Genomic DNA, 15,667 nt, shown 5'->3' with positions numbered 1-15,667 from the left:
GCCACCGCAACAGGCTCCACACCCCACGCCTGCCACAACCGGAACAACGCCACCTCCACCGCGAACAACCCCGGCTGAGTGAACTCCGTCTCGTGAACCAACCCCGCATCCGCACTACCCACACCCGCCAACAACACCCGCCCCAACGGCACCCTCAAATACGGATCAAGCGCCCCACACACCTCATCAAAAGCCTCCCGGAACACCGGAAACGCCCCATACAACGCCCGCCCCATCCCAAGCCGCTGACTGCCCTGACCCGTGAACAACACCGCCGTGCCGCCCCCCGCCGGGCAACCCTCCACCACATCCAGGTGCGACCGCCCCTCGGCCAGCGCCCGCAGCCCCTCCACCGCCTCGGCGGCCGAGGCGGCTGTGACGGCCGCCCGGTACTCGAATCGCGTCCGGTGCTGAGCGGCCGTGAACGCGACGTCCAGGAGGCTCTGTCCGGGCATGCCATCCACGTGGGCCGCGAGCTGGGCGGCGTTGCGGGCGCGGGCCTCCTCGGTCTTGCCGGAGACGGTGAGCGTGACGGGGGTTCTGGGTGCGGCCGGCCCCTGACGGCCGTGGACGGCGGCCCAGTCGACGCTGTGTCCCTCGCACCACAGCCGGGCGGCGAGTTCCTCCAGGCCGTGGCGGGCCGGCCGGTCGCGGCGGATGGTGGTCAGGGCGGCGGAGCGGGCGTCGCCGAGCGCGGCGAAGGTGCGTTCGAAGGAGCGCTGGGCGACGGGGTGCGGGGCGATCTCGGCGACGCGCAGCCCGAGGGTGGCGGCCCGGCCGGTGCGCGCCAGCGCGGTGACGGTTTCGGCCAGCAGCATCGGCTCGCACATGTTGCGGGCCCAGTAGGCGGCGTCCAGTCCGGCTCCGTCGACCTGTTGTCCGAGCACGGTCGACCAGAACGGGACGGTGGCCCGGCCGGTGCGCAGCGGGCCGAGGCGGCGTACGAGTTCGGGGGCGAGGTCCCGCAGCGCGGTGCTGTGGGACGCGTAGTCGATATTGACGCGCAGGGTGCGTACGTCGCGCGCGGACAGTTCGCGTTCCAGGGCGGCGACGGCGTCGGTGGGGCCGGAGAGGCAGACCTGGCCGGGCGCGAGGTGTCCGGCGACGGAGATGTCGCTGTCGTCCCGGGTGAGTTCCCCGGCCTCGTCGGTGGTGAGGTCGCAGACGATGAGGGCGCCGTGGCCCGAGGCGCGTTCGGCGACCAGCGCGGACCAGGTGGTGATCAGCCGTGCGCCCTCGTCGAGCGGCAGGGCTCCGGCGACGACGGCCGCGGCGACCTCGCCGACGCTCTGGCCGAAGACCGCGTCGGGCTGCGGACCCCAGGCGCTCAGGGTGCGGGCCAGTGCCACCTGGACGGCGAACAGCACGGGCTGGACGACGTCGGTACGGTGCAGCCGGGAGTGGGACGCGTCGGCGAGCAGTTCATCGGTGACCGACCAGCCGGTGCACCGGCGTACGGCGTCGTCGCAGGAGGCGAGCGCGGCACGGAAGGCGGGTTCGGCGAGCAGGTCCCGGCCCATGCCGAGCCACTGCGAGCCGTGCCCGGAGAAGAAGAAGGCGAGCGGGGGACGCTCCCCGGTGGGCTGTGGCCCGGCGAGGAGGTCGACGGTGGCGGGGCCGGTGAGGACGGCGACGGCGCGGTGGCCGGCCGTCTCGTCGGGGGCGGCCGGCGCGGTGCCCGCGGCGAGCTGCGCGACGGCGTCGCGCAGTGCTTCTTCCCCGTCGGCGGTGAGGGGGACGAGGCCGCGGCCGCGGCCTGGGGCCTCCTCCATGGCGATGTGGGCGTTGGTGCCGCCGAAGCCGAATCCGCTGACACCGGCGTAGCGGCGGCGGGCGGCGGGCCAGGGCTCCCGCCGCGCGACGACGCGGAGTCCGGAGCGCTCGAAGTCGATGTGCGGGTTGGGCTCGTCGAAGTGGAGGCTGGCGGGCAGTTCGCCGTGGTGGAGAGCGAGCGCGGTCTTGAGCAGACCGACGACGCCCGCCGCGGGCTCCAGGTGCCCGAAGTTGGTCTTGGCCGAGCCCAGTCGCAGGGGCTCGGTGCGTCCGGGTGCGAAGACGGTGCCGAGTGCCTCGGCCTCGACGGGGTCGCCGAGGAGGGTGCCGGTGCCGTGCGCCTCGACGTAGGAGACGTCCTTGGCGTCGACGCCCGCGTCCTGCCAGGCGGTGCGCAGGACGTCGGCCTGGGCCTGCGGGTTGGGTGCGGTCAGGCCGTTGGAGGCGCCGTCGTTGTTGACGGCGCTGCCGCGGATGACGGCGTAGACGCGGTCGCCGGCGGCGAGGGCGTCGGTCAGGCGGCGCAGGACGATGACGCCGCAGCCCTCGCCGCGGACGTACCCGGCGGCGCCGGCGTCGAAGGCGCGGCACTGGCCGTCGGGGTTCAGTCCGCCGAACTTGGTCATGGCGACGGTGGTGTGGGGGTGCAGCATGACGTTGACGCCGCCCGCCAGGGCCAGGTCGCTCTCGCCGCTGCGCAGGCTCCGCACGGCGAGGTGGGTGGCGGTGAGGGAGGAGCTGCAGGCGGTGGCGACGGCCATGGCCGGGCCCTGGAGGCCGAGGCTGTAGGCGATGCGCGCGGGGATGATGGAGTTGTCCCAGCCGACGGCGGAGTGCGTGCCGATGGTGTCGGGGTCGGCGCCGGTGGCCAGGTGGTACTCCTGCGCCATGGTGCCGAGGAAGACGCCGGTGCGGGTGCCCGCGAGGGTGCCGGGGACGATCCGGGCGTCTTCGAGGGCGGCCCAGGAGACCTCCAGCGCCATGCGCTGCTGGGGGTCCATGTGCCGGGCCTCGGCGGGCGAGATGCGGAACAGTCCGGCGTCGAAGCGGGCGACGTCGTCGAGGAAGCCGCCCCAGCGGGTGGTCGTCCTTCCCGGGGCGCGGGGGTCGGGGTCGAGCCACTCCTGGGCGTTCCAGCGGTCGGCGGGCACCTCGCGGATCGCGTCGAGGTCCGTGCACAGGGCCTGCCACAGGTCCTGCGGCGTTTCGACGCCGCCGGGCAGCCGGCAGCCGAGGCCGACGACGGCGATGGGCTCGCCGTCCGCGGGCCGGCCCCGCCCGGCCGGTGTCCCGGGGGCCGGTGCGGCGCCGGTGAGGTGGGCGGCGATGCCGGTGATGGTGGGGTGCTGCCACACCACCCAGCTGGGCACGGGGCGTTCGAGGTGCCGGGCGAGGGCGGCGACGAGCGCCATGAGCCGTACGGAGTCCAGTCCGAGGTCGCGCAGGGGCCGGTCGGCGTCGACGGCGTCCGGGCGGATGTCCAGCAGTTCCGCCACCGATGTGCGCAGGAAGGCCGTGAGGTCCGCGGTGGTGGTCGCAGCCTGGTCCTCGCCGGTGGTCACCTGGGCATAGCTCATCTGCTCATCCTCGAAGCTCGTTGAAGCGAAGGACCCGCGCCCGCGGCGGACGGGGCACTAGCCGCCCGCGGCGGACGTGGCACTGGCCGTGCGCGTCGCCCGTGCCACCCTCGGTGGCCGTCCTGGAGACCGGCTGGAGCCGTGGTCAGTCCCTGCGGCCGGTCACCACGGCGGGTTCCGGGGCCGCGGAGGTGGCACCGCCGGGCTCGGGGGTGAGCGGGCCGCTGCCGCCGTAGGTCTTGCGGATCGCGGGCAGCAGGGCCCGGGCCCGGGTGATGGCGGAGTAGACGGTCGCGGCCTCGGTCGGGGTGCGTTCCATGGTGGTGCGGTCGACGGAGTAGAGGCCGAAGCGGGCGCTGTAGCCCATGAGCCACTCGAAGTTGTCCAGCAGGCTCCAGTGGTAGTAGCCGCGGACGTCGACGCCCTCCGCGCGGACCCGCTCGATCTGCTGCAGCGCGCGCACGGTGAACTCGGCGCGGCGCTTGCCGGACTCGCTGGCGATGCCGGACTCGCTGACGAGGAGCGGGACGCCGGGGTAGCGGGCGGCGAAGTCCTTCAGGACGGGATAGAGGCCGTCCGGGTCCGATTCGTACCCCATCGCCGGGACGAAGTAGGAGGGGTCGAGCTGCGGCAGGCACGGCGGGGTACCGCAGACGGTGGCGTTGATGGGGGCGGGCAGGGAAGGCGCGGCGTCACCGGGGTCGGAGACGCCGGTGCGGTCGTAGAGCTGGATGCCGAGCCAGTCCATCGTGCCCTTCCACTCGGGGTGGGCCTCGTCCGCGGTGCCGTCGAAGTCGGCGTCGAAGCTGCCCTTGGCCAGCGAGTTGAGGAAGTTCAGCTCGAAGAAGTAGCGGAAGCGGTCGCGGGCGGCGATGTCACGGGGGTCCGTGCTCGTGCGGCCGTCGCGGACGGCCACGTACTGCTTGACGCTGGCGGTGAGGCCGACGGCGGAGGCGCGGCCGTCATGGTCGGCGTCGACGCGGTCGTAGCGCTTGATGGCCTTGTACATCGCGGCGTGCGCGTCGATGTACTCGCGGACGGCCGGCACGAACTTGGTGGCGAAGTTGGTGGTCAGGTCGGCCTTGCCGGGCGGGCCCGCGCCGTAGGCATGCGAGAACAGCATGTAGACCATGGGTTCGTTGACCGTGGCCCATTCGTCGACCCGGTCGCCGAACCGCTCGGCGAGCAGCTTGGCGTGCTGGGCCATCTCCTTGACGACCAGCGGGCCGCCTTGGGGGTGGTCGAGTCCGCAGAGGTTGGTGTCGGAGGGGCCGTTCGCGCAGCCCGGGTCCTCGGGGTTGTCGACCCAGACCGGGTTGGCGAAGTGGTGGATGACGATCATCGGCCGGATGCCGCGGGCGATGAGCGCGTCGAGTTCTTCGCTGTAGTGGTCGAGCGCGGCCTCGTCGATCCGATTGCGCTCGGGTTCGATGCGGGCCCACTCGATACCGAAGCGGTAGGAGTCGACGTGCAGGTCCTGGAGCAGGCCGATGTCGTCGATGGCCTTGCTGTACCCCTGGACGCCGTCGCCGACGAAGGGGCTCTTGCCCAGCCCCTCGGGCGCGGGCCGGCTCCACTTGTACCAGTCGGTCCGGGTGTTCTGGTCCTCGATCTGCGTGGCGGAGCTGGAGACGCCGAATCTGAAACTGCCCTTGCCCGAAGGGGCGGTCAGCGATCCGATCCGGTGGAAGCCGCTCTCGCGGTGCCGGTGCGCGGCGGTGGTGTCGGAGGTCGCGTCGGCCGTGGTGGCGGGTGCCAGCAGGCCCAGCGTCAGGACAACGCCCGCGATCTTCAGGATTCGCTTCACGGTGCCTTCCAGGTGAGTGGTGGGATGGGACACGGGTCGCACCGCATGAGGTATGAGGCCAGTCCCCCGAACGCCCCACGGTGGCGCCGCCCGCTCGACGGCTGCTCGAACGGGCCTCCAGCCGTCCTGGAGACCGGGCTCGCACAGTGGGCCGCGTATCCGAGGACCGGACGAGACGGGACGGGCGAGGCGATGAGTGCTGTGCAGAAGGCGGTTGTGGTCACCGGAGGGGGCTCCGGCATCGGGCGGGCGACCGCCCGCGCGTTCGCCGAGGCCGGTGCCCGGGTGCTGGTGGTGGGCCGCTCCGCGAAGACGCTGGAGGCGACGGCGGCCGGGTCCGACCGCATCGAGCCCCTGGTGGCGGACCTCCAGGAGGACGGCGCGCCGGAGGCCGTGGTCTCGGCGGCGCTGAGCGCGTTCGGACGCATCGACGTGCTGGTGAACAACGCCGCACAGCAGCGGTTCGGCGCGCTGGGCACCCTCGACCGGGCCGCGGTCACCGCCCAGCTGGAGACCAATCTGCTGGCCCCGGTCTTCCTCGTGCAGCGTGCGCTGGACGCCCTGGCGGCGACCAACGGGACGGTGGTCAACGTCAGTTCGTCGGGTTCACTGGGGCGCCGGGCGTGGCCGCAGAACGCCGTCTACGGTCTGACCAAGGCGGCACTGGACTTCCTCACCCGGACCTGGGCGGTCGAGCTGGCCCCGCGCGGGATCCGGTGCGTGGGGGTCGCGCCGGGCGTCGTCGACACCGGTTTCGCGGTCCGTTCGGGAATGTCCGACGAGGGGTACGAGGAGCTGCTGGCGTCGGTGGCCGGGCAGACTCCCTCCCGCCGGGTGGGCGGGGCACAGGACATCGCGTGGTGGATCGTGCAGCTGTGCCGGCCCGAAGGGGCGTACGCCAACGGCACCGTCCTGGCCGTGGACGGGGGGCTGTCCCTGACCTGAGGGCCGTGCGCGGGCCCCCGGCAGCGGCCGGGGGCCCGCGCACGGACTCTCACACCTCGAAGAGGGCGCAGGCCCAGCTCATGCCGCGCCCGACCGCGGCGAGCGCGACGTGGTCGCCGCGGCGGAGCGTGTCCGACTCGGCCTCGCGGGCCAGCGCGAACAGCGGGTCGGCGGCGCCCAGATGGCCGTAGTCCGCGGCGAGCGCGAGGTTGGTGCGCTCGGGCGGGAAGCCCAGCGCGCTGATCAGGCCGCTCATGGCGGGCTGGTTGTCGAACGGCAGCAGGAGCCGGTGCAGGTCGTCGAAGCCGATCCCGGCCCGCTTGCAGGCCCGCTCGACCACCAGCCGGTACTGCTCCCGGGCGTGGGTGCCGAAGGCCGAGATCCGCTCGGTGTCGTTGGCGAAGTACGCCTTGACATCCTCGATGCCGCCCACACGCGGCGGCGCCGCCGCGGCCTCCGGAGTGCCGAACGGTACCGCGGCGCCACCGGCCTCCAGCCGGAAGAAGTCGACGTGGGTGCCGTCGGTGGTGATCTCTCCGGCGCGCCAGCGCAGTTCGTCGTGGTCGCGGCGGACCACCGCGGCCACCGCCCCGTCGGAGAAGCAGCCCGCGCCCGTCTCCAGCCGGTTCCAGTAGGGCTCGGCGACGCGGCTGGCCGCGACAACGACGGCGGTGCGGTATTCGGGGTGGGTGGCGAACTTGCCCGCCACCAGGTCGAATCCGGCGACTCCGGACGAGCACGCCTGGGTCAGCAGCACCGCCTCGGCGCCGTCCGCGCCCAGCCGGTGCAGCAGACTCGCCGCCGCGTCCCAGTACAGGTACTCGGTGAGGTCGGTCACCGCCAGGACGAGCAGGTCGATCTGGCCGGCCCGCACTCCCGCTCCGTCCAGTGCCTTGCGGGTGGCCTCGTAGGAGAGGTCGGTCAGGCCGACGCCGGGCGCGCTGCGGTGCATGAAGCGGCTGGCGTAGGTGCGCACCCGTTCCATGTCGTCGGTGTACTCGGCGGCCACGTCCAGGACGGGCACCTCCTCGCCCAGCTGGTAGCCGAGCGCGCTCACGCCGAAACCCATGTTCTCTCCTTGCCGTGGGAAGTCCGAGCCGGCCCGGTCGGGACGGCTACCAGGTGACCGGCAGGCTGTGCACGCCGTAGATCGCCATGTCGTTGCGCAGGGGCACCTCGTCGGCCGGTACGTCCAGGCGCAGACCGGGGAAGCGGCGCAGCAGGGCCGTGTAGGCGATCTGGAGTTCCACACGGGCGAGTTGGTGGCCCAGGCACTGGTGCACGCCGTGGCCGAAGGCGAGGTGCCCGGTGGACCTGCGGTTCACGTCGAGGCGGTCCAGGTCGCCGTCGAAGCGCTCGGGGTCGCGGTTGGCCGCGGACAGGTGCACCACCATGCACTCGCCGGCCTTGATCTGCCGGCCCTCGAGTTCCAGGTCGACCAGGGCGGTGCGCATCAGGCCGGACCGGAACAGCGGCAGGTACCGCAGCATCTCCTCGACGGTCGCCTCGGCCAGGGCGGGGTCGGCGCGCAGCCGCGCCAGTTGCTCGGGGTTGCTCAGCAGCGTGAACGCGCCGAGTCCGAGCATGTTGGAGGTGGTCTCGTGGCCCGCGATCAGGACCACGAGGGCGACGACGGCGATCTCCTCGTCGGACAGGTCGCTGCCGTCCAGGAGGCCGCTGAGCATGTCGTCCCCGCCCGGCTCCGCCCGCTTGCGCGCCACCAGGCCGCCGAGGTAGCGCAGCATGCTGGCGTAGGCGCCCTCGGCCTGTTCCTGGGTGGAGTCCAGGCGGAAGAAGGTCGCCGCGTCGTGCCGGAACATGTCCCGTTCGGTGTAGGGGACACCGAGCAGCTCGCAGATCATCATGGTCGGGATGGGCACGGCGAAGTGCGCCACCAGGTCGGAGCCCGGTCCCGCGGCCTCCAGCGCGTCGAGCCGCTTCTCGACGATCTCCTCGATCCTCGGGACGAGCTGCTTCACCCGGTGCGCGGTGAACTGCTTGGTGAGCAGTTTGCGATAGCGGCTGTGGTCCGGCGGGTCCATCCCGATGAAGAAGCCGGGTTCGGCGGGGGAGATCGGCTGGTCACCGAAGGGGTGGTCGAAGGGGGCGTGGTGGTGCAGCTCCTGGCGTGCGCTGAAGCGCGGGTCGGCCAGCACCGTGCGTGCGGCGGAGAAGTTGGTGACCAGCCAGCCGACGTGTCCGTCCGGGAAGGCCAGGGGGGTGACGGGGTCCTGCTGCCGGAGCTGTCCGAGCTCGGCGGGCGGATCGAAGATCGAGGGGCGTTCGGTGGGGAGTTTGATCGCGGGGCACTGCGTGTGGGGCACCGTTCGCTCCGTCTCTCCAGGGGTCCGGGTGGGGGGCCGCTCATCCACTGTCGTGACGGGGCCTAGCGGGAGGCTCGAGCGGGGCTGGCTCCCGGGCACGGCGAAGGCCCGCGTCCTCGGCTGTGAGCCTTCGGACGCGGGCCTTGGGGTTCTCCGTACCCGGCAGGTCGGTGCCGGGTACGGAGGGCCGTGCTCGTCGCTCCGTCCGGTGGGATCTCCACCGCAAGGGCTGTCCGCCCGGCGCGGGCGCCGGGGCGACGGACGGAGTGCGGCCGGTGCGGGGTGACCGCTCAGCCGGCGCTCGTCAGACAGGATTCGACGGTGTCCGCGGCCACCCGGGGGCCGTCGACGGCGCGGATGGCGGCCTGCATCTCCTTGACGCCGGCAGCCACCTCCTCGGCGCCGGCCACGTCGGAGACGGCCTGGCGCAGGGTGGCGACGGTGGTGTCCGCGGCTGCCAGGTGGCGGCCGAGGCCGAGCTCCTGGACCCGCATGCCGTTGGCCTTCTGCTCGTTCATCTGCGGGATGACCACCATCGGTACGCCGTAGTACAGCGATTCCATGGTGCTGTTCATGCCGCCGTGCGTGATGAACAGGTCCGCGTGCTGCAACACGTCGAGCTGCGGGACGTGCCTGCTCACGGTGAAGTTCGCCGGCACGGTGCCCAGTTCGGCGATGTCGAGGTGGTCGCCGACGGCCATGACCACGTCCCACTGCGAACCGTCGAAGGCCTCGATCGCGGTCCGGAAGAACTCCGGCCAGCCGGTCGCGGCGGTGCCGAGGGAGATGAGCAGGAGCGGCCGGTCCGGGGAGGCCGGCTGCCAGCTGCCCTGGTAGGCGCTGCGGTCCGCGAGGCTCGGTCCGGCGAACACGAAGCGCTCGTCGAAGCTGTCGCCCTCGTAGTGGAAGTCGCGGGGCAGGAAGACGATGTTGTGCGGCGCGACGTCCTGGAAGAAGGCCATCGGGTCGGGCGACAGGCCGAATTCGGGGAGAACCTCGCCGAGCTTCCCGAACATTTCCATGACCTTGGCATCCGTGTGCTGCACCAACGGGTACTTGTCGTTGATGTTGAATTTCTCGTGGACGCCGTACGTCGGAAAGAGCCGGACGGTCGGGATATTGTGCCGGGATGCGTAGAACCGGGCGCCCCACGCCATGAAATCATGGACGATCAGGTCGGGCTTGTCGTCCTGATAGTGGGCCTCCACGTGGTCGGCCAGCAAAGTGGCTTCGGCGAGACACCGCAGACCCTCGCCCTCGAGCGCCTCCGCGGTGTAAGGGCTTCGGTAGAATTCACCGAAGACGGACTCGTAGCGCACCGCCTCCGCGCCGGCCGCCTCGACCGCGGGAACGAAGTGGTCGGTGGCCGTGCTGGTTACCCGGTGTCCCCTCTTGACCAGCTCCTTCAACAGCCCCAGGGTCGGGTTCACATGGCCGACCGCCGGGAAGTTGAAGAATGCGATGTGCGCCATCAAGTCTCCTTCTGCTGAACTCGTTTCACATGGAGCAAGGCCCCAGAAACTATCGCGGGCGGAACTCCCGCGTCCACCCGGGCCCATTCGTTCAGGCCATTTTCGGCCGACGGCCCGGCCATGCTTCAGCGGTAACTGTAGAATCCCCTCCCATTCTTCTTCCCGTACAGGCCGCTCTCGACCATCCGGGAGAGCAGCGCGGGCGCCGAGAAAAGCTGTTCCTTCGTCTCCTCGTAAAGTCCGGCCGCCACTGCCGCCAAGGTGTCGAGGCCGATGAGGTCGGCGAGCCGGAGCGGTCCCATGGGGTGGGCGCAGCCGAGCACCATGCCCTTGTCGATGTCCTCGGCGCAGGCATGACCGGATTCCAGCATTCTGATCGCGGACAGCAGATAGGGCACGAGCAGCCCGTTGACCACGAACCCGGCCCGGTCCCGGCTGCGGATGACCTCCTTGCCGAGCGCCTCCCGCACGAACCGCTCGGCGCGTGCGAGCGCGGACTCCTCGCTGAGCAGCGAACCGGTGAGCTCGACGAGGGCGAGCGTCGGTACCGGGTTGAAGAAGTGCATCCCGATCACCCGCTGCGGCCGGGCGGTGGCCATGGCCAGTTTGGCGACGGGCAGCGAGGAGGTGTTCGAGGCCAGGACCGCGTCGGGGTCGCGGACGATGCCGTCGAGTTCGCCGAACAGCTTCAGCTTCGTCTGCTCGTCCTCGGAGACCGCCTCGATGACCAGGTCCCGGTCGGCGAGGTCGGCGAGGTGCTGGGTGAAGGCGACGCGGCCCAGGATCCCGTCGCGGTCCTGCCCGGTGAGTCTGCCCTTGGCCACGGCCCGGTCGAGCGAGCCGGTCAGCCGCGCCCGGCCCGCGGTCAGGGAGCGCTGCGAGGTGACGGCGACGAGGACCTCCCGGCCCGGGGTGGCGCAGACTTCGGCCAGCCCCGCGCCCATCACTCCACAGCCCACCACGCCGACCCGGGTGACGGGCGGCGTCGCGCCGGCGCCGCTCACGAGGAGCCTCCGGTGTGCCAGCGCAGCAGGCTGCTGCCGACCGCCATGCCGCCGCCGAATCCGCACAGCAGCACCAGGTCTCCGGTGCTCAGTTCACCGGCGCGGACCGCGTGGTCGAGGGTGACCGCCAGGGACGCGGCGCCCGAGTTCCCGAACCGCTCCAGCGTGCTGTGGACGCGGGCCTCGTGCAGTCCCATCTCCCGGGCGAGCTTGCCGAGCAGGACGCCGTTGGCCTGATGCGGCACGAAGTGGGCGACCTCCCCCGGCTCCACGCCCGTACGGCCGAGCAGTTCCTTCACGGAAGGGGGCACCTGGTCCAGCACGAACTCGGTCACGCCCCGCCCGTTCATGCGCAGGAAGTGCCGGCGGGCGTCGACGGTTTCGTGGGAGGCCGGGAGCGCACTGCCGCCGGCCTCGATGACGAGCAGGTCCGCCCGGTCGCCGTGGCCGATCAGATCGGAGTCCAGGATGCCGTACGGCTCGTCCACCGTCCCCAGCACGGCCGCGCCGGCGGCGTCGGCGAGCAGCACCGCCGTGCTGCGGTCCAGCGGGTCGGTGAACCGCGACCACGCGTCGGCGCCGATCACCAGGGCGTGACCCTGCGGGCGGACGGACAGCATGGCCTGCGCCACGGCGAGGCCGTGCACGAAGCCGCTGCACCCGATGTTGAGGTCGAAGCAGGCCGCCTTGTGGGCGCCGAGACCGGCCTGCACCAGGCAGGACACCGGGGGCAGGGGGCTGTCACCGGTGGTGGTGGTCACGATGAGGACGTCGATCCGGTCCGCCGTCACGCCGGCCGCCTCAAGTGCCCGGCGGGCCGCGGTGAGCGCGAGGTCGGACGGCTTCTGCTCACCGGTCACGTGCCGGCGCGAGCGGATCTGGGTCTTGCGCTCGATCCACTCGGTGGTGACACCGAAGCGTTCGGCGAGTTCGGCGTTGCCCAGCTCGCCCGCGGGCACCTGCGACCCGGTCCCGAGGATGCCGATGGGACGGCCCGGCATCACAGCTCCCTCAGCGGGTTGAGCCGGTCCTCGCCGATCCGTGCGCGCTTGTCAGGATCGGTGACGCCGAGGCCCGTCTCGGGGGCGAGACACAGGACGCCCACCTTGCCGATGTGCTGGTTCTCCTGCACCAGCCGGCCGGCGTCACCGATCTGCTCCAGCGGATAGGTCCGCGAGAGCATCGGCATGACCCGGCCCATGTCGATCAGCCGGTTGCTCTCCCACTGCTCCTGGAGGTTGGCGGCGTGGCAGCCGATGACGCGCTTGAGCTTCATCCACAGGTACCGGTTGTCGTACCGGTGGTGGTAGCCCGTGCTGGAACCGCAGGTGACGATGGCGCCGCCGCGGCGCAGGACGAACATCGAGATGCCGAAGGTGGCCTGGCCCACGTAGTCGAAGACGATGTGCGGGTCCTCACCCGTCTCCCGGCGGATGATCCGGCCCAGTCGTTTGCCCGCCTCGACGACCTTGGCGGGGTCGGATCCGTCGTCGTCCCCGATGCCGAGTTCGGCGCGGTTGATCACGACATCGCAGCCGATCTTGCGCAGCAGTTCGGCCTTCTCCTCGGAGCCCACGACGCCGACGGGGATGCCGCCGCCGTGCTTGACCAGCTGCACCGCGTAGACGCCGAGGCCGCCGGCCGCGCCCCAGATGAGCACGACGTCGCCCTGCTTCATCCGGGCGCCCCGGTCGCTGACGAGCATGCGGTAGGCCGTGCCCGCACAGGCGGTGGTGGACGCGGCCTCCTCCCAGGTCAGATGGGCCGGCTTGGGCACGAGCTGGCTGGCCCGTACGACCGCGTAGTGCGCCAGGCCGCCGAAGTTGGTCTCGTATCCCCAGGCCTTCTGGCCCTCGCCGAGCATGCCGTCGTCGTGGGTGGCCGCCTCCTGGTCGTCCACCTGGATGGGGCTGACCCCGACGTGGTCGCCGATCTGCCAGCGCCGCACCCCCTCGCCGACGCGGACGATGACGCCCGCGGCGTCGGAGCCGAGCACGTGGTAGGGCTGGTCGTGGCGCGCCTCCCAGCGGCCCCGTCTGCCGTACGCCTTGAGGAAGTCGAACGTCGGCAGCGGCTCGAAGGTCCCGGACCAGACGGTGTTGTAGTTGATGGAACTGGCCATGACGGCCACCAGCACCTCGTCCGGCGCGAGTTGCGGCAGCGGTACCTCACCGACGTGCAACGACTTGCGCACGTCCTTGTCCTCCACGCCGAGGAACATGCCGGTGTCCTCGACGCGGGTGTGCGCCGCCAGGTAGGTCTCGGGAACCGGCAGACTCGCCAGTTCGTCGGCGGGTGCCCCCCGCCTGACGGCCTCGGACAGAGCATCCATGACAACCATCCTTCGTCGGTTCGGTGGTGTCGGTCAGACCAGGGAATCCATGCCGAGCGCCGGCCGCAGCTGCGCGATCTGGCCGGCGTGGAAGGAGTCGTGCATCTGGGTCAGGGCGAGCGCCTTGCCCAGGGTGGCGAACTGCTCGGCGTACTCGCCCATGTTCCCGTCGGGGAACAGGGCGGAGCGGCGGGCGAAGTCCTCGGGTGCGAGGCCGACGACGAAGTCGCGGATCCGCTGATGCGCCGTGCGGTAGATCTCGACCATCTCGGCCAGCGGCGGCACGTACGTGAAGTCCGTGTCGGTGCCGTCGGCGAAGTTGTCGGAGAATTCCTCGGTCACGGCCTTGGGGGTGCCCTGGTGGAGGGTGGAGAAGTAGTCCTTGGCACAGGCGAGATGGCCCAGGAACCACACGAGCGGCTTGTGTCCGTCGGGCGCTTGGAGCGCGGTCTCGTCGTCGAAGCCGTCGGTGAGGGTGAGCACCAGGTCGTAGCCCACGTCGAGCGCCTGGGCCAGGTGCAGGCCCACGGCCTGGGGGACCGGGGTGAGGGTGCTCTGCGTCATCTGCTGCCGTTCCTTTCTCAAGTGGTCGTGCGGTCAGGACCGGCCGGGTGAGTGGAATTTGCTGTGGCCCTGCGCGCGCGCCGCGTCGAGCCGGTCCCTGGACTCGGCGAAGGTCGGCAGCTCCGTCGTGGAGGTACCGGTCCAGTTCGTGCCTTCCCAGTCGAACATCAGCCCCTTGGTGCGCCGGGCGGCCGCCAGGTGGGCCTCCGAGTACAGGAAGCCGTCGAGGGCCTCCTTGTCGCGCCACAGCACCAGGTTGCGGGCGGCGTTCCACGACTGCTGCGAGATGGCCAGCGTGGCCGCGAGCAGCCCGTCGCGCTGCCACAGCTCCGTCAGGATCGCCGCGTTCAGCTCGCCGCCGATCTCCTCGTTCCCGGGCTTGGGCCAGCCCACGGACGTGGCCACCAGGTAGGAGTCGGGCAGCGGCTCGCGCAGTGCGCCGGTCTCGGGGTCGATGGCCGGGCCCGTCCAGGGGACGACGATCTGCAGGTCGGATTCGTCGCCGGCGGCGAACTCGTGCAGGGACTTGGGGATGTTCGACACGGTGTCTCCGGATTCACAGCGGTGGCGTCGTCTCACTTCTTGCGTCGCACGACCAGTCGTTTGATTTCAGCAACCTGTAGATGAAGAACGCTCGAGTCCGGCTCGCGTACGAGTTCAAGGTCGGCAAGGAGCGGCAGGACCGCACGGAGTACGGCCCGCAGTTCCAGCCGCGCGAGGTGGGAGCCGAGGCAGACGTGCTCGCCGTGGCCGCCGAAGGCGATCTGCGGGTTGTGCTCCCGCGTGATGTCGAAGCGGTGGGCGTCGTCGAAGACGTCCTCGTCCCGGTTGCCGGAGGGGTACCACAGGGCGACCGTCTCGCCCTTGCGGATGCGCCGGCCCCGCAGCTCGGTGTCCTGGGTGCAGGTCCGCACGAAGTGCACGGCGATCGTGGTCCAGCGCAGGATCTCCTCCACGGCCCGGTCCACCAGGGAGGGGTCGTCGACGAGCAGGCGCAGTTGGTCGGGGTGCTCCAGCAGTGCCTGGATACCGCCGGTGGTCGCGTTGCGGGTGGTGCCGATACCGGCGACCAGCAGGTTGAAGACGGCGTAGAGGATCTCGTGGAAGGCCAGCGGCTCGCCCTCCACGCGCCCGACCGCCAGCCGGCTGAGCACATCGGTGCCGGTTGGGTCCGCCGCCGCGATGCGCTGCTGGGCCAGGCCGGCGACGTAGCCGTTGAGTGCGGTGATGTTGCGCCGGAAGGCGGCCTCGGCGTCCTCGCCGTCGAGCCGGTACTCGGGGTCGGCGGCGGCGGTCGTGCCCTCGGTCCAGTCGAAGATGGAGTCCCAGTCCTCGACGGGCGCCCCGACCAGCTCGCAGATGGCCGCGACCGGCAGCCGCGCGGCCAGGTGCCGGGCGACGTCGGCGCTGCCGTGCTGCTCGATCCGGTCGGCGAACTCCTGTACGTAGGTGGTGGCGAGGCCGGTGAAGCGCTCCTCCAGGGCCTTGACGGCCTTGGGGGTGAAGCACGGCGCCATGATCTGGCGCAGGTGCCGGTGGCGCGGGGAGTCCATGTACGACAGCGCGGGCGGGTCGGTGGGGCTGTGGCTGAACATCTGGGCCCGCTGCTCCAGTTCGGCCTCCAGCATCTCCACGGCGTCGGCCGTGTCGACGGTGACCCGCTGGGCGCTGGAAAAGAGCTTGGTGTTGCGCGAGACCCAGGCGATGTCCTCGTGCTTGGTCACGACCCAGAACGGTTCGAAACCGGGCCGCACGTACCAGAAGACGGGCTCCTGGCGGCGGAGCAGCTCCCACTCCGGATAGGGGTACCCGCGGTCCGCGTAGGCCTGTTCGTCGGTGATGTCGAGTGTGTCGAGCGAGAGCATGGTC

General features: G+C 71.5%; 12 protein-coding genes. 1 reads left to right on the top strand and 11 read right to left on the bottom strand.

Annotation, left to right across the window (positions count from 1 at the left end):
• Together ABZY33_RS31510 and ABZY33_RS31505 are read right to left on the bottom strand one after the other, a co-directional pair.
• Positions 1–3,350, bottom strand: a 3,350-nt coding sequence (locus ABZY33_RS31510) for a beta-ketoacyl synthase N-terminal-like domain-containing protein (RefSeq protein WP_356495128.1), incomplete at its 3' end; no start/stop codon positions are given.
• Between the two features lie 145 nt (positions 3,351–3,495).
• Positions 3,496–5,157, bottom strand: coding sequence for a family 1 glycosylhydrolase (locus tag ABZY33_RS31505; protein WP_356495127.1), 1,662 nt, complete (start codon positions 5,155–5,157; stop codon positions 3,496–3,498).
• A gap of 192 nt (positions 5,158–5,349) precedes the next feature.
• Here ABZY33_RS31505 and ABZY33_RS31500 point away from each other — a divergent pair, with 192 nt between their 5' ends.
• Positions 5,350–6,102, top strand: a complete 753-nt coding sequence (locus ABZY33_RS31500; RefSeq protein WP_356495126.1) for an SDR family oxidoreductase — start codon at positions 5,350–5,352, stop codon at positions 6,100–6,102.
• Between the two features lie 49 nt (positions 6,103–6,151).
• On the opposite strand, the gene ABZY33_RS31495 is transcribed toward ABZY33_RS31500, so the two are convergent.
• The 9 genes from ABZY33_RS31495 to ABZY33_RS31455 form a co-directional block, all read right to left on the bottom strand.
• Positions 6,152–7,171, bottom strand: a complete 1,020-nt coding sequence (locus tag ABZY33_RS31495) for a 3-oxoacyl-[acyl-carrier-protein] synthase III C-terminal domain-containing protein (RefSeq protein ID WP_356495125.1) — start codon at positions 7,169–7,171, stop codon at positions 6,152–6,154.
• A gap of 46 nt (positions 7,172–7,217) precedes the next feature.
• A complete protein-coding gene (locus tag ABZY33_RS31490; protein WP_356495124.1) occupies positions 7,218–8,426 on the bottom strand; it encodes a cytochrome P450 in 1,209 nt (402 codons plus the stop codon).
• A 290-nt stretch (positions 8,427–8,716) separates the two neighbouring features.
• Positions 8,717–9,898 carry a macrolide family glycosyltransferase gene (locus ABZY33_RS31485; RefSeq protein WP_356495123.1) on the bottom strand — a complete coding sequence of 394 codons (1,182 nt, stop codon included), beginning with the start codon at positions 9,896–9,898 and terminating at the stop codon, positions 8,717–8,719.
• Positions 9,899–10,023: 125 nt separating this feature from the next.
• Positions 10,024–10,902, bottom strand: coding sequence for a 3-hydroxybutyryl-CoA dehydrogenase (locus ABZY33_RS31480; RefSeq protein ID WP_356495122.1), 879 nt, complete (start codon positions 10,900–10,902; stop codon positions 10,024–10,026).
• The gene (locus ABZY33_RS31475; protein WP_356495121.1) at positions 10,899–11,903 is read right to left on the bottom strand and encodes a ketoacyl-ACP synthase III; all 1,005 of its coding nucleotides are present in this window, start codon (positions 11,901–11,903) and stop codon (positions 10,899–10,901) included. Before ABZY33_RS31475 ends, ABZY33_RS31480 begins: the two co-directional genes overlap by 4 nt.
• A complete protein-coding gene (gene ccrA / locus ABZY33_RS31470; RefSeq protein ID WP_356495120.1) occupies positions 11,903–13,234 on the bottom strand; it encodes a crotonyl-CoA carboxylase/reductase in 1,332 nt (443 codons plus the stop codon). The genes ABZY33_RS31475 and ccrA overlap by 1 nt, the downstream gene beginning before the upstream one ends.
• 33 nt (positions 13,235–13,267) lie before the next feature.
• Positions 13,268–13,798: a DinB family protein gene (locus ABZY33_RS31465; RefSeq protein WP_356495119.1), complete on the bottom strand. Its 531-nt coding sequence runs from the start codon at positions 13,796–13,798 to the stop codon at positions 13,268–13,270.
• Positions 13,799–13,831: 33 nt separating this feature from the next.
• Positions 13,832–14,341: a DUF3291 domain-containing protein gene (locus ABZY33_RS31460; protein ID WP_356495118.1), complete on the bottom strand. Its 510-nt coding sequence runs from the start codon at positions 14,339–14,341 to the stop codon at positions 13,832–13,834.
• 32 nt (positions 14,342–14,373) lie between these two features.
• Complete coding sequence (locus ABZY33_RS31455; protein ID WP_356495117.1) at positions 14,374–15,663, bottom strand: cytochrome P450; 1,290 nt, start codon at positions 15,661–15,663, stop codon at positions 14,374–14,376.
• Positions 15,664–15,667: the final 4 nt, after the last annotated feature.

Origin of the sequence: Streptomyces sp. NPDC006552, from assembly GCF_040611655.1 — a bacterium.
In the GTDB taxonomy this organism is placed as follows: domain Bacteria; phylum Actinomycetota; class Actinomycetes; order Streptomycetales; family Streptomycetaceae; genus Streptomyces.
This window is presented reverse-complemented; position numbering and strand designations above follow the sequence as displayed.